The sequence below is a fragment of the Bartonella sp. AP40SXNS genome (assembly GCF_042195825.1).
Classification (GTDB): domain Bacteria; phylum Pseudomonadota; class Alphaproteobacteria; order Rhizobiales; family Rhizobiaceae; genus Bartonella.
In genome coordinates this window covers 110,479-129,521 of the sequence record NZ_JBHIPB010000003.1, presented here as the reverse complement: position 1 = coordinate 129,521, position 19,043 = coordinate 110,479, and the positions used below count along the sequence as shown (strand labels likewise).

The window sequence follows — 19,043 nt, the reverse complement described above, 5'->3', positions numbered from 1 at the left end:
GGTGCTTCTTTCACTGCATCAACAGCCTTATTAACGGCGTCAGTGGCTTTTTCTATCACATCAGATGCTGCTTTATCGGCTGCTTCAGGTGCTTCTTTCACTGCATCAACAGCCTTATTAACGGCGTCAGTGGCTTTTTCTATCACATCAGATGCTGCTTTATCGGCTGCTTCAGGTGCTTCTTTCACGTCATCAGTTGCCTTATCAACTGCATCAACTTTATCCGTATCATGTGCAGGATATTCGGAAGCCTTTCGTGCTGCACTTTGAACAAGTGAAGTAGAACAAGCTATAAAAACCCCCATATAAAAGAGTGTTTTCCAATTGATTTTACGATACATTCTTTTCTCCCCTTAAGAGCTTATTGAATAGTTGAAACAAACAATCTTCTTTTTAATGACTATTCATGTCATTCAACGTTGTCACAGCACGTCGATTTTGATTCCAACAGGAAATATCATCACATACTGCTACAGGTCTTTCTTTTCCGTAAGAAATTGTCTGAATCCGTTGTGCAGACACACCTAGAGACACCAAATAGTTTCGCACAGCAACAGCACGGCGCTGTCCAAGTGCCAAGTTATATTCACGTGTTCCCCTCTCATCAGCATGACCTTCGATCATAATAGAATAATAAGGATAATGAAGCAACCATTCTGCTTGGCGCGTTAAAACACGTTCAGCATTAGCATCAAGTGAAGAAGAATCGAGACCAAAAAACACGCGATCACCCACATTAACCGTAAATTCTTGTCCTGAGCCTGGTGACACCTGATTCAAACCAGCATCATTCATATAAGCGCCATTCATACCGTTAAGTGCACCAACATTTTTTTTGCCACACCCACCCAAGCATAGTGAGAAAAGAAAGAGGATAGCTAAGGAATGAGAGATGTTTTTTTTGGTAGAGCGCATAGTCCGTTTCTCCTTGAATTTCGTAAAGAAGGGTCAATTCTTAAAAATATTTTTAAGAATAACCGTTAATTCCTAATGAAGACGAAATTTTTTCTGTTTTTTTTCGTCCTCATTTTTACTTTTGAGTCTCTGCCAATTTTTCTTCTCTTTGGCCATTCCTCTAACATTTCCATAAGAAATGTTTCCCTTATGCGTCATGGCTTTTTATGCATCATCTTGATCTTGATCTTGACGATTTTTTTGCAGCGCGTTCAGCTTTGCAAAAACTTTATCAGCGTCAAAAGTCTTATGCAGATTTTCTTCACTCTCATTTTCCTCTAGAGCAGCGTTTTCCGTCACAGAAGCGGGAAGCAACGACCTATCTTCTTCTGCAGCAACAGGGCGATTTTTCGCCGCACGCTGGAGCTCAAAATCTAAATCGATTTGCGAACACAAACCAAGCCCTACAGGATCAAGAGGAACCAAATTCGCACTATTCCAATGGGTTCTAAGGCGGATTTGTTCAATTGTCGCTTTTGTTGTCCCAATCAACCGTGCAATTTGTGCATCTTTCAACTCGGGATGGTTCGTCACCAACCATAGGATACCATTGGGACGATCTTGGCGTCGAGAAAGAGGGATATAGCGCGCCCCTTTACGTTTTTTTTCAGGAATATGCACCCTCGATTGAGAAATTTTCAAGCGTGCGTTTTGATCAGCCTCCACCCGTGCAATTTCACTGCGCGTCAATTGCCCAGAACTAATCGGATCTAAACCTTTAATACCATAAGCCGCATCACCATCGGCAATAGCTTTTACTTCCAAGACATGCAATTTACAAAATTCTGCAATCTGATCAAAAGAAAGAGCTGTATTATCAACCAACCAAACAGCTGTTGCTTTGGGCATCAAAAGTTGCGTTGCCATTTTTATAAATCCTCTTCTGCGCCTCTTCTATGAGGCAGGTTACCGCCCACTCAAGAGCACTGGAACTTTTTATATGCTTAGGTCTCTCCAACCACTCCTAAAACAAAGCGCGGCATGGAATAAACCATTTTGCTATGAAATTACATTCTGTTATAGCGTTATTTTTGCTCAACGACAAGAGATCTCTCTTGTAATGATCCTCAACTAAGGTCTCTTTACCTTTAAGATGAATTTTCTTATAAAGGGTTTATTCGATTATTTCACCTCATGCTGTGGCACATTTATTCTGGTGGGATGCGAGCTTTATCGCCTTAAATTCTAAAAAGTGTCCAACTGGAAAGAAAGCCCTCAAACAGGAAGGAAAACTATGGCAGGCCATTCACAATTTAAAAATATTATGCACCGTAAAGGGCGTCAAGATGCTATGCGCTCGAAAATATTTTCTAAGCTTGCGCGCGAAATTACCGTAGCAGCAAAACAAGGTGCTCCTGATCCAGCCATGAATCCACGTTTAAGGCTGGCTGTTCAAAATGCCAAAGCACAATCGATGCCGAAAGATAATATTGAACGCGCAATTAAAAAAGCGTCAGGCACCGATGTCGAAAATTATGATGAAGTGCGCTATGAAGGCTATGGGCCAGGCGGCGTTGCCGTCATTGTTGAAGCTTTAACCGATAACCGCAACCGCACTGCTTCAAATGTGCGCGCCGCCTTCACAAAATCAGGAGGAGCCTTAGGGGAAACAGGTTCTGTAAGTTTCATGTTTAATCGGATTGGTGAAATAATCTATAAGCCAGAAGCAGGAACAGCCGATAACATCATGGATGCAGCAATTGAAGCCGGTGCTGAAGATGTACAATCAGAAGAAACCGGACATCATATTACCTGTGCATTTGAAGATATTGGTGAAGTTTCAAAAATGCTTGAAGCAAAACTTGGTGAAGCAGAATCGATTAAAACAATTTGGAAAGCCACCACCCTTGCACCAATAGATGAAGAAAAAGCTTTATCTGTTTTACGACTGATTTCAACATTAGAAGAAGATGATGATGTGCAAAATGTTTATGCCAATTTTGATATCAGCGATGAGATTTTGGCAAAATTATCTGTATAATTTCCATCATTTGCACAAGCCCTCTCTTCATTCATGAGGGCTTCAAAAGCATTTGTCACCCCTCCTATCCGCACAATAAAAGCCCCGCGTCAATAGCGGGGAAAATCTGTCTGTACAACAAGAAACCACAATCAATTCCAGAAAACATAATCCCAAAAAGAAAAGCATACACAAAACTCTGTAGTCTCACGCCTTTCTTACATGCCCAAAAGATTATCCCTATATTCCTCTCTATTCGATCTTGTTGTTCTTTAAGATTAACCTCCCCGCCTTCAAGTGATGAAAATGATCTAGCCTGTAAAAAATTCGAATTTTCTTAACGTATTCCTATGACGAAGCACCCATGAAATTCACTTTAAACTTAAGACTCAACAAACATGCACTCCCCTAAATATTCGCCACACACTTAAAAACACTTAGAATATATCAAGAAGGTTTATACGTCCTATATCCCCACACCTCAAAGGGCAGTGTTTTTACAACATCACAGAATAAAAATAAGCAAATGGAAAGCCAGAGCTGATTGTTTAGCAAAGTATTGTACAAAAAGCCAGTACATCTCTCTAATCTGTTGCGGATAAATTTTTGACTTTATGGCATTAACTTTATGACATCGTATGTTTTTAAAATAACGTCATTTATCTTAAAATCTGTCCTTTTGCTCTTACCGATCAATCAATATTCAGACCTAAAACAACCGCGTACTCGAATAAAATACATCAGAGAGCAACAGCCCCCTGACAAGACCAAATTCTTCACAAACAAAATTGAAGAGGAAGTTTAAAAAAATATATATAGCGACACTTTTAATAAAAAGTTGAAATCTAGAGACTTCAGAATTTTCGACTCTATTTTTTCAAGGTATTGTTTTGAATTTTTTAAGCATTTTCCCCCAAGGAAATTCCATTATCGATCAACAACCGTAGATGATAGATGAAATCTACATAAATCCCCATGCCCACTATAACCAATTCCTGCTTTTAAATAATTAAAAACTATTGAGACTGTATTCCTTCTATATTCTGTTTTTAAGCATTTTGTTTTACTGTATATTGAGCAATGGCGACCATGCTGGATCCGAAGCATCATTGGGTGTAGGGAGTTGTCGTTCATTGCGTCCGGTAATGTCAATCGTATAGATTTTTGGTCCCATACCGGGATTTTTGCGAAAGAACATCAGCACACGACCATTGGGGGCCCACGTTGGTCCTTCATTATGAAAACCCGTGGTTAAAATTCGTTCTCCTTGTCCATCTGGGCGCATAACACCGATAGAAAATTGTCCGCTTAATTGTTTTGTAAAGGCGATATAGTCACCCCGTGGAGACCAAATAGGTGTTGAATAACTCCCCTCGTTTGAAGAAATACGTTGAATATCACTCCCATCTGCATTCATTTTATAGATTTGCGGCTTTCCGCTACGATCTGAAGAAAAAACAATTTGTTTGCCATCCGGTGAATAAGAAGCAGAAGTATCAATAGCAGAAGTTGTTGTAAGTCGCGTCATCGTACGGGTTCGTAAATCCATGGTGTAAAGATTGGCACTCCCATCATTTTGTAACAAACTCATGATGACTTTTTGTCCATCAGAAGAAAAACGCGGAGCAATTGTCATGTTATTAAACGTTCCAATCAACTCTCTTTGCCCCATTTCAATTTGTTGGAGATAAACATGAGGTACTTGATTTTCCTCATAAGCCATATAGGTCAATTCTTGTCTTTTTGGGGAAAAACGCGGTGTAAGCACCAATTCACTTCCATCGGACATATAAATCAAATTTGCTCCATCTTGATCCATCATGGCTAAGCGTTTAATGCGTGCATTTTGAGGTCCTGTTTCATCGATAAAAACAATTCTTGTATCAAAATAACCACTTTCTCCTGTCATCTCACTATAGATCTCATCTGCAATTATATGGGCCACACGCCGCCACCGTTCTGTCGCGGTATAAAAACGCCGTCCTTTCAGTTGTCGCTCTCCAAAAACATCCCATAAACGAAAATCGACTCTCAATCGTCCATCGATTTCTCTCATGACTTGCCCCGTCACCAAACCTTGCGCTTTTATTTTCTGCCAATAAGCAAAATGCGGTTGTTTATTAGGACTAGAAGTGTTTTCAACAAAATTTGCTTTATCAAGCGGTAAAAAAAGCCCCGACCGTTCCAGATCGGCTGTCACCACAGCCGTTATTTTAGATCCAATCGAATCATTGGAAATAAAGTCTGTAATTGCAATGGGAATGGGATTAAAATCAGCGCTTGAAATCGTCCCTTTCAATTGCGCATAAACCAATGAAATATTTGAAAGCCACAACCCACAAGTGACAATAAACCAAGCAAAAACTTTATATCTCGTTATAGTCATCATGGAATGCGTCCTTTCGTTAAGCGATTTTTTTATCATCTTATTTCTTGGAGGGGATCAACATTAAAGTCAAAACCTTGCCCCCACAGGCCATATTGATCACGTGGGAGATCTGCATAAGGTTGGCATGAAAAAACAGCCGCGTATACCTGCCTTATCATAATAGCTTGTTGACTCTCAAGACCGCTTACAGGATCAATGATAGGATCACCCACAACCATTCCTTCACGGTCCAAATAAAATCGCAACCGCACGACCGGACGGTTCTTTAAATCGCCACCAAGCGCTACAAGTTTAAGCTTCTGTTGAATACACCCCCCAACAATATTGACCAATGTTTGTGCCATTTTTGTGGTATCATTAATATTTTTTCTTGCACCCAAAGCTTCTGGTGTATGAGAACGTTTTGCTCCTCCTCCTTGTGACCGCGCACGATTGAGCAAATTATTTTCCTCCATGGCCAGAATATCTTCAATGGTCTGTTTCTCTTGGTGTTTCTTGCTAAGCTTTGGCGTATTTTGATTCAATGCCGCCTTATTTTTCATTGTAGATTCTTCGTCAAATTTTGGTTTCAACTGTGGAAGAAGAATTTTTTCTGGAAGCACAATTTTGGGAACTTGATGAACCACCTGCTCTGCCGGTACTTTTTGTACCGTTGGAGTCAATTCTTTTGGCGATACCATCTCTTCATTTTTGTGCAAAGGCTTAAGCGCAGTCTCGGGTGCATCCTCCGGCACTCTTACAGGCATCTCAGGTGCAAGCTTTGGCGCATCTTCCGGTACTCTTACAGGCATCTCAGGTGCAACCTTAGGCTCATCTTCCGGTACTCTTACAGGCATCTCAGGCGCAATCTTAGGCTCATCTTCCGGTACTTTCAAAGGTATCTCAGGTGCAACCTTGGGCTCATCTTCCGGTACTCTCACAGGCATCTCAGGCACAACCTTAGGCGCATCTTCCGGTACTCTCACAGGCATCTCAGACACAACCTTAGGCGCATCTTCCGGTACTCTCACAGGCATCTCAGGCACAACCTTAGGCGCATCTTCCGGTACTTTCAAAGGTATCTCAGGTGCAAGCTTTGGCGCATCTTCCGGTACTTTCAAAGATATCTCAGACGCAACCTTGAGCTCATTCTCTGGTTCTTTTGAAATCTCTTCTGTTTTTGCTTCTAATAATTCTGGTTTTGTAAGTTCTGGTGCAAATGTTTCTGACGTGTTCTCGCTTGATGGTGACGATGCTGTTTCAACGGGACGCAGCTTTTCCTTTGGTTGAAATGGTGCAAGACTATCTATTTGTCCCTCTCCAATATGGCGTGCATCTTCTTTCTCTTGTGGTTGCATAGTTGGTTTTACGGCAGGGATTGCGCGGATAGGAGCCTTCACGGCTCCTTGTTGAGAAGAAAACTCGTCCACCAAAGGAGCAAGAGTAATGGGAATTGCTTCCAATGGTTGTGGTAAAGAGACAGAGCTTGTAAACTGAATAGCTCCCCAACTGAGAAAAATGACATGGACCACAAGGGATAAAGCCAAGCCTCGTTTCATACTATGATAAGAGTCTTTGTTCATTCTTTATGCCTTATTTACGCCTTACATTTTTTCATTTTTAATCACTCTATGCTCTTTTAAAAAAAATTAAGAACAACCGGTTATACGCAATTTTATTACTTATTATTTATTGTGCTAAACTTGCTAACGCAACTTGAGAAAACCCCGTTTTTTGAATATCCGCCAGCAGTTTTAATACTTGTTGATATTCAACAGTTTTAGCAACACGCACAAAAACCCGTTGATCTTTTTGTGTAGCATCTGCTTCCAGAAGAGTTTTCAGGTGTGTAATCAGGGCCTGCGACGTTTCATAATAATCTTGATTAATGGCAAAGCGCCCTTGCGCATCAAGTGAAACCGTAAGAGGTGTTTTTTGAGCTCGTACGGGACCCGCTTGACTACGAGGCAAATCTAGAGGAACACCGTTCACTAAAAGGGGGGCAGAGACCATAAAAATAATCAACAAGACCAGCATGACATCCACAAAAGGAGTGACATTGATCTCACTCATCAGTTGGCTTCGTGAATGATGCCGCCTACGTGTATTTTTGCGAGAAGAAGAAGCAACAGAAACGCCCATAGGATAAGATCCTTTTTATAAAGAGGAAGGTGCTGTGCGTGTTTCATCAATACGCCGCGATACAATTGTTGAAAATTCATCAGCAAAATTTTCTATTTGTGCAATGATGCGCGCACTTTCATGAGTCAACTTGTTATAAGCAATAACAGCTGGAATTGCTGCAAACAAACCAATAGCGGTTGCCAAAAGCGCTTCTGCAATCCCTGGCGCGACAATGGCAAGTGATGTATTTTGAGAAGCTGAAATAGAAAGAAAAGACTCCATAATACCAATAACTGTTCCAAAAAGTCCGATAAAAGGTCCCGCAGACCCCAGTGTCGCAAGAAAACTTAATTTTGATTCTATTTTTTCACTTTCACGTCCCAGCGTCAAATCCATAGCCTTATCAATTCTGCTCTGCAAACTTTTCGATGTATGGGTCCCTTTTTCAAGAGATTTTTTCCATTCAACCATTGCTGCCATAAAAACTGCGGATATACTATTGGTACGTTGACTTTTACATGATGCATAAAGATCTTCTAGCGCTTTGCCAGACCAAAATGTGCGTTCAAACTGCTTTATTTCACGCCGTATTCTCCGATACGTAAAAATTTTATCAAAAATAATTGCCCAACTCCAGATGGAAGCGAGCAGCAATCCGATCATAACACCTTTCACGATCCAACTCGCTTGCATAAACAAATGCAACATTCCAATTGTTTCTGGATTCGTTAGTTCACCATGCGGCATAATTTTTGTCCCTCTAAATGAAAGATGCATTTTTTTAAATTTTATAAAACAGATTATTTTATATTTTCTAAATTTAAGTAAAGACTCTAGTCTCACATAAATCCATGCGCTAAAACAAGACTTGTTTCTTAACTTTCCTTAAAAAGTGATGACGAGAAATATCCCTCAATGCACATCCCCCTCATTTCACAACAGCATTTATGAAAAATATAACGATCAGGGCTTCTCCATAAATGCTATAAAAATAAAAGATATAAAAATGCATGATATTAAATCTATTATGCACCACCATCTTTACGCTTATGAAAAGAACGCTAAATCATCATACGCGTTTCCAGCTTAAAATACAGCGATAAGTCTTAGCACTTGAAAAGATTCGTAAGAGGTATTTTATTTCTTTCTTAAGTGTTTTTGTGTCCACTCACCAACTCCGCTTGTGACATGTAAGAAAATGTTTTTTATTAATTCGCGGCAATAGAGCTTGAAAAGAAAAAATTTTACAAGTTTCAGAATTATCTGAAAGTGACAACGCAATGAATTATCATTGTAAATAAATATGTTATCATCATAAAAGATGACGCTTTGCCTCAGGCTATTATTTCTCTCATTTTCCATCGAATTGAATACGGGGTACACCATCGGGCACAAAAAACGACAATAAACCACCCTACAACACCTCACAACAATGCGCCTCACCCATGCACCCCCGACGTCCTATGTAATCTAGTGTAAGTCTCATGTAATCTCACTGTATTGTGAATTAGCCCCTTTCAATGCCTATCATCTCTCTGGCACCATGGTATAACGTACAAGCTTCTGTGACATGAAAAAAGCCTTTTCACATTTTTACTTCATCAAAACCGGCTTCTTCGCTCTCTTTGCTCACTTGCGATATTTGATCGTTATTGCATTGCGAATGATCCATAAGGAACATTTTTACAATTTTTTCAATGATTTATATTGTTCTCTTATGATGTGTAAGCAAATGATTTTAATTGTTTCAACATGAACAGATTTGAAATGAAAGTATTTTATTCTATTCCTATTAGGGTTTGTGCCCATGATAAGTGATAATTTATCTTTCTAAGTCAATACATTATATAGAATAATATGCTGTTGAAACTTTAAATGCAAAAATGCATTTCTGCTTTGTATACATTGATCTCTCACTCATTCACTACGCTTAGAAGCGCACATAAAGTCATGCATGATGGATAGAAATGGATGAAACACGCGCTCTTGTGATGCCAAATGACAATCCAGTAAAAAAACAAATCAAATTGCTTAAAAACACCCTTTGGGTGTTTTGAGACAGTTTTCGACCTAATAGCTTATTATCACTTTATTGCAATATGGTGCTGGGTATGTGCATTTTTATAAAAATAAATCTTAATCCATTTTTATTTCTTTTTATATTTTGTACTTTTTCGCTGCTTTCCGATGCCAACAAACCTTTCTTCAAAAAAAAGAAAATATCTTGAGTTTATAGAAGAAAATGGATGATATGACATTGTTTTTGAATCATAACATGGATGAGGTGTGTTTAATTTTGTGGGATATCATCTTCAATTTATTGTAGTTATTGTAGCAGAGGTGCTTTCTTTTGCTGTATCGTGTAACCTTGTTAGAAAACATCTAGGCTATGATAAATGTATAGTCTTAGATTATAGATTACTTTATATCTGCTGATCTCTCCTGAAACTGCTAATTCAATGAATAACACTTTTAACCAAGCATTTTTGCAAAAAGTTCTTTGGGTAAACGTCGCGGTTTTGCCTCCTCATTAATCAGAGCAATTTCAACTTTGGCTGTTACCAACGTAGTCGCCTCATGCAAAATAGATTGCTCCATAAAAAAGCGTGCCCCTTGGATATGATTAACACGTGTTTTAACGACTAAAAGATGATCAATTTTAGCGGGTCTTGAAAAATTAATTTCCATATGACGAACAACAAAAAACAATTTTTCCCCCTCACCCCCTGCTGCTAACATCTTATTATTAAAACCGGTATCCCGTAAAAACTCTGAACGTCCTCGTTCAAAAAACTCAAGATAACGCGCATGATAAACTACACCGGAAAAATCTGTATCCGCAACATAAACGCGGACCTGAAAATTATGAAAAGCACTTGTATGATTTCTCTTGAAAGGAGTCACTTCTGTCATCTACTTCACGTCCCATAAAATCATTGAATAGAGCAAATTATTTATAGATCAAAAGATTGAACACATTTTTGTGTTGATGTTATGAAAAGCAAAAGCACAAAATCCTCAATCTTTCCAAATCTTTTTGGTCAGAAACTGCTAAAACAAGCACATTTCTTGTATTTATAACCTTGCGATACAATATTCACGCAATTTTTTTAAAGAAAATGTCTTATTTTTTAAAAAGCGAATGACTTAGTCATCTTCTCCATCCCATAAAGTCGTCTGAAGTGATGAATTGTCTTGAGCATCAGAAAGTTGAGAACGCCTTTGTATAGACGTTGTAGAGGCTGGAGCAGAAAGCCCTAAATGGCTCCAAGCCTTTTCACTCAGAATACGTCCACGAGCGGTTCTTTGAATAAACCCTTGTTGGAGCAAATAGGGTTCAACAATATCTTCAATGGCATCGCGTGGTTCTGATAAAGCAGCAGCAATCGTTTCAATCCCCACCGGACCCCCTAAAAAAGTTTCCGCAATCAGGAGCAAATAGCGACGATCAAGCGGATCAAGACCAAGATAATCGACCTCAAGGCGCGAAAGCGCTTCATCGGCGATTTTTTGGTCAATTTGTTTTGCCTGTTTAACCAAAGCAAAATCACAAACGCGCCGTAAAAGGCGTCCAGCAATGCGAGGCGTCCCGCGTGCTCTGCGTGCAATTTCATGGGCTCCATCATCACTGATCTTGACGGCAAAAAGTCGTGCATTACGCTGCACAATATATTCCAATTCTTCTATCGTATAAAAATTGAGACGAATTGGGATTCCAAAACGATCTCTCAGCGGTGTGGTTAAAAGTCCCAAACGTGTAGTTGCCGCCACCAAAGTAAATTTAGCCAGATCAATTTTAACCGAGCGGGCAGCAGGCCCCTCACCAATGATAAGATCAAGTTGATAATCTTCCATTGCTGGGTACAGAATTTCCTCAATTGCTGGATTTAAGCGATGAATTTCATCAATAAACAAGACATCACGTTCTTCGAGATTGGTCAAGAGGGCTGCTAAATCTCCTGCTTTAGCAATGACCGGCCCTGAAGTAGAGCGAAAATTAACGCCTAATTCTTTTGCCATAATCTGTGAAAGCGTTGTTTTTCCCAACCCCGGTGGTCCTACAAACAAAACATGATCCAGCGCTTCTTGCCGTGTTTTTGCTGCTTCAATAAATATTTTTAAATTAGCCCGTGCCGCTTCTTGACCAATAAAGTCATCGAGAACTTGTGGCCTCAAGGAACGATCTGGATCGTTAGGAAGGGGGGCGGAACCCAGAAGGCGTTGATCTTCATCTTTATGCATTGTTACCTTAATTTTAAGTAGGAGAAGAAAGCAATTTGAGACTATGGCGGATCAGCAGGGCAGAAGAAACAGTTTCCCCCTCAAGAGCGTTCATTGCAAGAGCAAGAGCACGAGATGCTTGCTCCCGTTCAAACCCTAGCTTCATCAACGCGGAAAGCGCATCATGCGCAGGTTGATTGGTCATCTCACGCTGAGGAACCGAAATAGTTTTGACAGCTTGTTCAAAGGGAAGTGTTTTACTTTTCAGTTCACCCACAATCCTTTCACTGACTTTTTTACCAACGCCCGGCGCTCGACTAATCATCGCAACATCATTTAAAGCGATAGCCTGAGCAAGTTCATCTGGCGATAAAGTCCCCAAGATTGCCAAAGCAACCTTTGCCCCTACTCCAGGAACATTTTGTAGAAGACAAAACCACTCCTGTTCAGCTCTTGTAGCAAAACCAAAAAGGCGAATTGCTTCTTCACGAACATGCGTTTCAATAAAAAGGCTTAACGCCTCCCCAACAGAGGGTAAAGAAGGACGCAGACGATTTGACACAAAAACAACATAACTCACACCATGAACATCAAGAAGAATATGATCATCAAAGATATGTTCAAGGGTGCCCTTTAATTTGCCAATCATGTTGCCATCCTTGCCTGATAAGATTGGTCAATACTCTGATAATGCATACACCAATTCAACACAAAAACAACATAACTCACACCATAAACATCAAGAAGAATATGATCATCAAAGATATGTTCAAGAGTGCCCTTTAATGTACCAATCATGCTTCCACCCCACTCATATCGCCATCCTTGCCTGATAAGACCGGTCAATACTGTTACGGTGCATACTATGACAAAGAGCAAGAGCAAGAGCATCAGCCGCATCACTGCTATCAAATTCAGCCCGTGGGAGGAGAACTTTGACCATCATATGGATTTGTTCTTTAGCCCCATGTCCAACCCCAATAACCGATTTTTTCACTTTGTTGGGGGCATATTCAAAAACAGGAAGGTTTGCTTGCGCAGGAACCAGCAGCGCAATCGCACGCGCTTGCCCAAGTTTTAAAGTTGCTGTAGCATCTTTGTTGACAAACACATGTTCTACAGCGGCTTCATGGGGCATAAATTGATGCACAACCTCTGAAAGACCTTTGTGGATCTGACAGAGTCTGGAAGCCAGATCACACTGTGCATTAGAAGAAACCGTCCCTGCTGCAATAAACTGAAGACGATTACCTGCAACATCGATAACGCCCCACCCTGTACGCCGTAATCCGGGATCAATGCCTATAATACGAATCGTCTCTGCCATAAACTACAGTCTATACACTTTTCCCCCTTGTGAATAAAGATGCGAATAAAGACAAGACCACAAAGAAAACAGCAACCCAAGACAAAACCAGTAAAAAGATAATCATACCTCCAAATTTATACAATTATAACACGCAACGAACAGCATCTTTATGGTACATACTTTATGAAGCATAACTGAAATCAATCAAAACCATTCACACATCACAAGCAAGCACCCTCTAAAGCATAAAAATTCCCTTTCTATGGTCATATCCAATGCCATAACGGTTAAACATCGCAAGCGAGCAAATAGAGAATTCTGGATTGTACATTCATAATGTGTAAAGAGGCTATGCAATGGATAGTACACACTTTACGAAAACTTTTTACATTATAGCATGACGCCACCACAATAACTCAACACATTGATTTATAAAGATAATTAATTATTTTGTATGTTGCATAAGAATCCCGAATATCCTAAGATTTTCTCATTACAAATCTGTTTATCTTGAATCAATCAAAACCATTCGCTTACATATGAAACGTGGGATTGCCGTATAGAGTGAAACTGTACAAGACAGGACTAAAAATGCCTCTAATGAATTGTCTCAAGTTTCAAAGGCTGTTGCAACATTGGGGACTGGCAAAGATGATGATAGTGCCGGCTTTTTCCTTTGCAAGCATAAAAATGAGAGAGGCTCAACGAATGTGAATAAGAACTGAGAGGTGTTTTTGAATATACTCATCACACCACAATGACATTGCATAGAGAGGGACATTGTATGGGGGCACAGGGAATCCATGGGACATTCATTATATGGCACTTTATTTTGGATATTTTATTTTACACGAGGGAAAATAACTTCCATTCAAAACAAAAGAAGCCCAAAAACTGTAACAATGTGTATCATCCTCATTAACACACACTTTACAGCGGCTTTATAGGTATAAATTATAGAGCCATAAATAAATTGATGTAGCCCCTGCTCTATCTTAGAGCCAGATCATTATCAGAGCCAAAACAAAATCACACGATAGATCAACAGAAAGTGTTCCAGCTGCAATCAACAAAAGTCGATTTCCCACAAAACCAACCATACCCTATTCCATGCCATAATTCGAAATCAATACCTATCCCTCTCTCAGCTATAAACTCAAGATATTTCCTACGCTCAAATAGAAATTAGGTAGAAAAAAGCACTCTAGATTGGTTTTCGTTGTGAAATTTTGGTTGTAAAAAATGGATATACTGTTCTAAATATCTCAAGAAAGAAGCAAGGAGCTATTTTTTTCAGAATGCCCAAAAGCTGTTTTCAGTAATTCGATTTATTTTTCCACTGGATTATCATCGTTCAAGATACAGCGGCCGCTTATTGACCAAAGCGCTTAAATTACAGCCGCTCTAAATGAAAAAAATGCACGCTTCTAAACGCAATGAATGAGAAACAAATTGACGGAAAGTTTCTGGTTGACGGAAAGTTTCTGGCAATTCATGCCAATAAAAGGGAAAAGTTCCAATGTCGGTGTATGAAGTGACACTTTTATAATTTCTTTTTTTATTTGTTCTGATGACATTTCCTCTTCGCACAAAGCAAGGAAATACTTTTTAAGAACGCCTAAAGGCTGTTTTTAGCAATTCGATTTGTTTTCCTACGGGATTATCGTCTTCTAAGACATGGGAGGCTGTCGTTTCACACCCACAGCGCATATACTTTATGCGTGCTTCTAAACGCAGTGAATGAGCAACAAATTGGCGAAAAACTTCTGGCAGTTCTTGCCAATGAGGGGTTTCAAGTTCCAATGTCGGTGTATGAAGAGATACTTTTACAATTTCTTTTTTTATTTGTTCTGATGACATTTCCCCTTCGCGCTCTGCCCGAAGTAGAAGGAGTTGAGAGGCAATTTGCATAAGTCGTGTACTTAAATACATAGCCTCTTTCGCATAGATTGCAGAAACTTCTGTCGAAAGGGAACGTGCCACTAATTTCCCTTCTGAGTCAATGTATGCTGCGGTTTTTTCAATCAGCGTCATTGTTTCTTCATAGAGACGATTAAAAGCATTTTCAAAAGCATTATGCTCAATCATGATAATAGGTTCATCATATGGACGTTTATGTACGCTCACGCTTTTATACTCCAAGTATCAGCACAAAATCATACCTCTCAACGAACAGAGGATTAAAAAGTTTCTTTTGTTGCTGTATAGAATGCTTTTTTTTTAAATTGCTACCTCTTTTAATTTTTTTGCGCAACGCACTTTTTATACTAAGGTTAACGTGCCCAACAAACACTATAGGAATGTTTTTTATAAACGGATCATTTTCCTTGAAAAGGACCACTGCCAAGATTGCCGTTTTTCATAATAGTAAGCGACTCCAAATTGCAAAGCAATACCCGTTATCATTAAGAGGCTATCGGAAAAAAACGTTTCTGTCATCACTGTTTTTATAATTTGTCCAAACATCGCAAAAATGGTTCCCGTTACAAAGACCGGTAAACTATGTTTTCCTAAGATTGCTAAAGGATGTTTTGGAGAGACATAAAACCATTTATTGACATGTGGCAAAGAAAGAATAAGAAAGGCTAATGCAAGAACATGAAGTAAACGTGGCAAGCTTAAAAAGGTTTTATTAAAGTTCATCAACGGGGAAGACCAGCCAAGCCAGCCCAAAATGCCCCACCAGTTTAAGCGAACCCATAACAGCGCCAACAAGAGATACGCTGCCGCACAAACAATCCAAAAAGACTGAAAAGCGATTTTTTTTCCTTGTTTAAGCGCTAAAGTACTGGTCAATCCTATGACAAATAAGAATTGCCAAGACAAAGGATTTAAAAACCACTTTCCTTCTATAGGATAAGAAGGAGGAGCAATTTTATAAAATCCGCAGATAAGATACAGTGTAAAGGAGCCCAAAAGTAGCCATTTTGTCTGTTTACAACTCAAATAAAGGATAAAAGGCGCAAAAAACATCAAAACGATATAAAGAGGAAGAATATTATTATATCCCAACTGGTGCCCAAAGCTTAAGGTACTTAAAAATGCGATAACAGGCTCTTTAAAAAAGAGTCCTACATTGTTCATTGATAAAAGTTTTTCTGTTCGCCATAAGAAAAATGCCCCTAAAAAAAGGCTTAACGTGACAAAAGTCGTAAAAAGGTATGCACCATAGAGCTGCAGAGCTCTGTACCAAAGTTTTCGGATAATAAAAGCAAAGGATTTTTGCTGTAACCGTCCATGAAAGCTTAACCCCAATGAAACCCCTGAAAGCAAAACAAATATTTCTGCACAATCAGAAAAACCGAAATTTCTATGAGTAAAAGACTCATAGAGAGTTCCGGGAATATGGTTGATGAAAATTGTCAATAAGGCTAAAGAACGAAAAACATCAATACGTGTATCACGGTGAAAAAGTTGAGTATTATGCTCACGAACACCCTCATCTTTCATAAGTGGACTCCCACACGTTGCAAACCCCTTGAAGTCCCAATAAAAATGGTGCTTACCCTTATTGCCAACAAGCATGAACAGGATGAAATTTTAATTTTTAAGTGTCAAGTTTCATTTTAAGCGTTTATTTTTTAAAAGGCAAAAGTTTTTTAAAGGCAAAAGAACGAAAAGCGTCCATACGTGTATCACAACAAAAAGGCAACATATTATGCTTAAAAACACTCTCATTTCTCATAAGCAGGCTTCCACACACCCACAAATCCTTTAAATTAGGTGAAAATGGTGGTCAGTTTCATCGCAAATAAGCATAATAGAATGAAACTTTAATTTTTAAGCGTTATTTTTTCTAAGAAACAGGGATTTGACATGACACAACAAAAAAATAAACCAATTGATCCACCTCTTTTCCCTCAGTTGATTTTAACACTTGATGTTCGGCGCAACACCCCACACGCATTATTGCGGCAAATTTTGCAAACAAAGTCTTTTGCATGCGTCATCCTCTATGATTCTGAAAAGTTGAAAGAAGATAGCTCTTTTTTACAACAACAAGCGCAAACCTACGCAGAAGATATTCAACATCATGACGCAGCCCTTCTCATCGCTGATGACAGCCGCATTGCTGGGCGCATAAAGGCTGATGGATTGCACATAGAAGATGATCTTAACGCTCTTGAAAGCTTCAAAAATCAGCAAAAGGAACAAAAAATCATAGGCTTTGGCAATTTACGCAATCGCCATAGTGCTATGCTTTCAGCGGAAACAGGTGTTGATTATCTATTTTTTGGCAAATTAGGGGCTGATAAAAAACCCCATGCGCACCCCCGCAATCTCCAGTTAGCAACATGGTGGGCAGAAATTATGGAAATCCCTGCTGTTGTGCAAGCGGGGAGTGATTTTTCAACCTTTGATGAAGCCTTAAAGACTGGATGTGAATTCATTGCTGTAGAAGAAGTCATTTTTGGGAACGACAACCCCTTAATACTGCTTAAAACAATGCAAGAAAAATGTGAGAAAACCCCCTTGTAATATAGGAGGAGAATTTATAAATAAAGCGTTAATACAAATCCGAACACTCACCACTATATTACTTATATAGAACACACAATAACAGATAAAGAAGATACCTCGAAACTCAATAAAACTGCTTAATAATTCAATCAAATGAGATGAAAAAGCTAGCATCTTTTTTGACATAATATATAGAGAAAAGGATCATAAAAACTTTCTAGTTCAAAATCTTATAAAGACAAAGCATTATGATTGGGGAAAATGGTCATTTTCAATATTGGTACTGAATACCAATAGCTGACGATACAAATATGCAGGGGACATAACAATGCGATATAGCGGAACGTTTGAAGATCTTAAAAACATAATTTGCAAGTGTGGATATCAAATCATAGAAAGTAAATTACTAAAACATGATTCCCCTGAAATATATCAGATCAAAACCTCCAAAGGAGGCACTATTAATTGGTTTAAAAGCACAGGAAAACTTCAAGTTCAAGGCAAAGAAAACATAAAACAAAAGCTAACAGAAGATTTAGCAAAGCATATAGAAGAAACATCAACGATTGCTTCCTCAAAAACTGCTTCCAATACCTCAAGTAAAAAAATCTTTATCGTTCACGGTCATGATCGTTATTCCTTAAAGGACCTTGAAAATGCTCTTCTCAAGCTTGGTTTGGAACCATACATTTTACAAAATACGAGTGGTAATGGTGTAACCATCATTCAAACTTTGAAAAAAGAAATTTGTGACAGTTCTATAAGTTTTGGTATTGTACTCCTCACGCATGATGACATGGGTTATGCTATATCTCAAGGTGAAAAAAAAATTCAACCCCGTGCACGACAAAACGTTATTTTCGAAATGGGCATGTTAGCTGCCGCACTTCCTCTTGAGAGGATTGCTATTCTACAAAAAGAAGGCATTGAAATGCTTTCAGATGTTGGTGGAGTTTACTACCTTTCTTTTAAAGAACAGGTAAAAGAAACATTCCCCAAACTTATTAAGCGCTTAGAAGAAGCTGATTTCTCTTTTAATACAAATGCAATTACTCATGCATTAAATTAAATTTGAATAATGCTTATGTTTATTTTTTTAAGTGCGCGCCTAAAACTACAAGGCACCCCACCACATGCCACAGACACACCCATCCTATAGGCTCAAAGAAACGATTACCCTCACCCTTTTTCAAACAGCAAGCAATTGTGCAAATTTAAATGAAGGGACAGCAATTCATTACCGTGAAAGAAATCATTTTAGTCTCTTTGATAAACGCGGAGCTGTTGTCATAATTTTGATGGACTTGCAAAGTTTAAGAGGCAGATAGCCTCTCATTAAAAAACAAATTTTGTAAGTAAAAAACTATTTTTATTGTAAATTTCCTGAAATTACTTTATGAATTAAAAGATGTTTTGGTCGCATACGCAACGACCAAAAGGGGCCTTGAAAACCCTAAGTTCTAGCGTAAAGATGAACCCACTTTGTGGGTATCCCGGAATTCCGGGAGTTTTTGCTATGTCCAGGTGCTCTCAGCACTAAAAGCAAAAAGGCTGACTAGAACTCAGTATTTTCAAGCTCCCGGAATACTCATGCGAGGGCGCTCGCAACCGGCGGGGAAAAATGCAATCTCAAAATCTTAATATTG

General features: G+C 39.0%; 17 protein-coding genes and 1 pseudogene. 4 read left to right on the top strand and 14 right to left on the bottom strand.

Annotated elements, in window-relative coordinates:
• The 3 genes and pseudogenes from ACFILZ_RS03175 to ACFILZ_RS03165 all read right to left on the bottom strand — a co-directional run.
• Positions 1-341: pseudogene (locus ACFILZ_RS03175) on the bottom strand (tol-pal system protein); the annotation flags it as partial.
• A gap of 52 nt (positions 342-393) precedes the next feature.
• Positions 394-915 carry a peptidoglycan-associated lipoprotein Pal gene (pal, locus tag ACFILZ_RS03170; RefSeq protein WP_375610270.1) on the bottom strand — a complete coding sequence of 174 codons (522 nt, stop codon included), beginning with the start codon at positions 913-915 and terminating at the stop codon, positions 394-396.
• A gap of 204 nt (positions 916-1,119) precedes the next feature.
• Positions 1,120-1,821 carry a DUF1013 domain-containing protein gene (locus ACFILZ_RS03165; protein ID WP_375610271.1) on the bottom strand — a complete coding sequence of 234 codons (702 nt, stop codon included), beginning with the start codon at positions 1,819-1,821 and terminating at the stop codon, positions 1,120-1,122.
• Between the two features lie 367 nt (positions 1,822-2,188).
• Between ACFILZ_RS03165 and ACFILZ_RS03160 the strand changes: the two genes are divergently transcribed.
• Positions 2,189-2,935, top strand: coding sequence for a YebC/PmpR family DNA-binding transcriptional regulator (locus ACFILZ_RS03160; RefSeq protein ID WP_375606534.1), 747 nt, complete (start codon positions 2,189-2,191; stop codon positions 2,933-2,935).
• A gap of 1,042 nt (positions 2,936-3,977) precedes the next feature.
• Here ACFILZ_RS03160 and tolB read toward each other — a convergent pair.
• The 11 genes from tolB to ACFILZ_RS03105 form a co-directional block, all read right to left on the bottom strand.
• Entirely contained in the window at positions 3,978-5,303 is a 1,326-nt protein-coding gene (tolB, locus tag ACFILZ_RS03155; RefSeq protein WP_375606535.1) for a Tol-Pal system beta propeller repeat protein TolB, read from the bottom strand.
• Between the two features lie 32 nt (positions 5,304-5,335).
• Positions 5,336-6,865, bottom strand: coding sequence for a cell envelope biogenesis protein TolA (locus ACFILZ_RS03150; RefSeq protein WP_375610272.1), 1,530 nt, complete (start codon positions 6,863-6,865; stop codon positions 5,336-5,338).
• A 106-nt stretch (positions 6,866-6,971) separates the two neighbouring features.
• On the bottom strand, positions 6,972-7,424 hold the full coding sequence (gene tolR / locus ACFILZ_RS03145; protein WP_375606537.1) for a protein TolR: 453 nt from the start codon (positions 7,422-7,424) through the stop codon (positions 6,972-6,974).
• Positions 7,425-7,439: 15 nt separating this feature from the next.
• Complete coding sequence (gene tolQ / locus ACFILZ_RS03140) at positions 7,440-8,153, bottom strand: protein TolQ (RefSeq protein ID WP_375606538.1); 714 nt, start codon at positions 8,151-8,153, stop codon at positions 7,440-7,442.
• 1,725 nt (positions 8,154-9,878) lie between these two features.
• Complete coding sequence (ybgC, locus tag ACFILZ_RS03135; RefSeq protein WP_375610273.1) at positions 9,879-10,319, bottom strand: tol-pal system-associated acyl-CoA thioesterase; 441 nt, start codon at positions 10,317-10,319, stop codon at positions 9,879-9,881.
• A gap of 234 nt (positions 10,320-10,553) precedes the next feature.
• A complete protein-coding gene (ruvB, locus tag ACFILZ_RS03130) occupies positions 10,554-11,648 on the bottom strand; it encodes a Holliday junction branch migration DNA helicase RuvB (RefSeq protein WP_375610274.1) in 1,095 nt (364 codons plus the stop codon).
• A gap of 13 nt (positions 11,649-11,661) precedes the next feature.
• The gene (ruvA, locus tag ACFILZ_RS03125; protein ID WP_375610275.1) at positions 11,662-12,276 is read right to left on the bottom strand and encodes a Holliday junction branch migration protein RuvA; all 615 of its coding nucleotides are present in this window, start codon (positions 12,274-12,276) and stop codon (positions 11,662-11,664) included.
• Entirely contained in the window at positions 12,273-12,425 is a 153-nt protein-coding gene (locus tag ACFILZ_RS03120; RefSeq protein WP_375610276.1) for an OB-fold domain-containing protein, read from the bottom strand. Before ACFILZ_RS03120 ends, ruvA begins: the two co-directional genes overlap by 4 nt.
• Positions 12,426-12,438: 13 nt before the next feature.
• Positions 12,439-12,954 carry a crossover junction endodeoxyribonuclease RuvC gene (gene ruvC / locus ACFILZ_RS03115; RefSeq protein ID WP_375610277.1) on the bottom strand — a complete coding sequence of 172 codons (516 nt, stop codon included), beginning with the start codon at positions 12,952-12,954 and terminating at the stop codon, positions 12,439-12,441.
• A gap of 1,590 nt (positions 12,955-14,544) precedes the next feature.
• Positions 14,545-15,063: a DUF1465 family protein gene (locus tag ACFILZ_RS03110; protein ID WP_375610278.1), complete on the bottom strand. Its 519-nt coding sequence runs from the start codon at positions 15,061-15,063 to the stop codon at positions 14,545-14,547.
• 180 nt (positions 15,064-15,243) lie between these two features.
• Positions 15,244-16,386 carry an OpgC family protein gene (locus ACFILZ_RS03105; protein ID WP_375610279.1) on the bottom strand — a complete coding sequence of 381 codons (1,143 nt, stop codon included), beginning with the start codon at positions 16,384-16,386 and terminating at the stop codon, positions 15,244-15,246.
• Between the two features lie 366 nt (positions 16,387-16,752).
• Between ACFILZ_RS03105 and ACFILZ_RS03100 the strand changes: the two genes are divergently transcribed.
• From ACFILZ_RS03100 to ACFILZ_RS03090, 3 genes are all read left to right on the top strand, one after another.
• On the top strand, positions 16,753-17,415 hold the full coding sequence (locus tag ACFILZ_RS03100; protein WP_375610280.1) for a thiamine phosphate synthase: 663 nt from the start codon (positions 16,753-16,755) through the stop codon (positions 17,413-17,415).
• Between the two features lie 310 nt (positions 17,416-17,725).
• Positions 17,726-18,466: a TIR domain-containing protein gene (locus tag ACFILZ_RS03095; RefSeq protein ID WP_375610281.1), complete on the top strand. Its 741-nt coding sequence runs from the start codon at positions 17,726-17,728 to the stop codon at positions 18,464-18,466.
• Between the two features lie 64 nt (positions 18,467-18,530).
• On the top strand, positions 18,531-18,725 hold the full coding sequence (locus ACFILZ_RS03090; RefSeq protein WP_375610282.1) for a hypothetical protein: 195 nt from the start codon (positions 18,531-18,533) through the stop codon (positions 18,723-18,725).
• Positions 18,726-19,043 lie beyond the last annotated feature (318 nt).

Excerpts from the sequence above, each read along its gene's own strand:
- pal (WP_375610270.1), bottom strand. The coding sequence starts at position 915 with ATGCGCTCTACCAAAAAAAACATCTCTCATTCCTTAGCTATCCTCTTT.
- ACFILZ_RS03165 (WP_375610271.1), bottom strand. The coding sequence starts at position 1,821 with ATGGCAACGCAACTTTTGATGCCCAAAGCAACAGCTGTTTGGTTGGTT.
- ACFILZ_RS03160 (WP_375606534.1), top strand. The coding sequence starts at position 2,189 with ATGGCAGGCCATTCACAATTTAAAAATATTATGCACCGTAAAGGGCGT.
- tolB (WP_375606535.1), bottom strand. The coding sequence starts at position 5,303 with ATGATGACTATAACGAGATATAAAGTTTTTGCTTGGTTTATTGTCACT.
- ACFILZ_RS03150 (WP_375610272.1), bottom strand. The coding sequence starts at position 6,865 with ATGAACAAAGACTCTTATCATAGTATGAAACGAGGCTTGGCTTTATCC.
- tolR (WP_375606537.1), bottom strand. The coding sequence starts at position 7,424 with ATGGGCGTTTCTGTTGCTTCTTCTTCTCGCAAAAATACACGTAGGCGG.
- tolQ (WP_375606538.1), bottom strand. The coding sequence starts at position 8,153 with ATGCCGCATGGTGAACTAACGAATCCAGAAACAATTGGAATGTTGCAT.
- ybgC (WP_375610273.1), bottom strand. The coding sequence starts at position 10,319 with ATGACAGAAGTGACTCCTTTCAAGAGAAATCATACAAGTGCTTTTCAT.
- ruvB (WP_375610274.1), bottom strand. The coding sequence starts at position 11,648 with ATGCATAAAGATGAAGATCAACGCCTTCTGGGTTCCGCCCCCCTTCCT.
- ruvA (WP_375610275.1), bottom strand. The coding sequence starts at position 12,276 with ATGATTGGCAAATTAAAGGGCACCCTTGAACATATCTTTGATGATCAT.
- ACFILZ_RS03120 (WP_375610276.1), bottom strand. The coding sequence starts at position 12,425 with ATGATTGGTACATTAAAGGGCACTCTTGAACATATCTTTGATGATCAT.
- ruvC (WP_375610277.1), bottom strand. The coding sequence starts at position 12,954 with ATGGCAGAGACGATTCGTATTATAGGCATTGATCCCGGATTACGGCGT.
- ACFILZ_RS03105 (WP_375610279.1), bottom strand. The coding sequence starts at position 16,386 with ATGAAAGATGAGGGTGTTCGTGAGCATAATACTCAACTTTTTCACCGT.
- ACFILZ_RS03100 (WP_375610280.1), top strand. The coding sequence starts at position 16,753 with ATGACACAACAAAAAAATAAACCAATTGATCCACCTCTTTTCCCTCAG.
- ACFILZ_RS03095 (WP_375610281.1), top strand. The coding sequence starts at position 17,726 with ATGCGATATAGCGGAACGTTTGAAGATCTTAAAAACATAATTTGCAAG.
- ACFILZ_RS03090 (WP_375610282.1), top strand. The coding sequence starts at position 18,531 with ATGCCACAGACACACCCATCCTATAGGCTCAAAGAAACGATTACCCTC.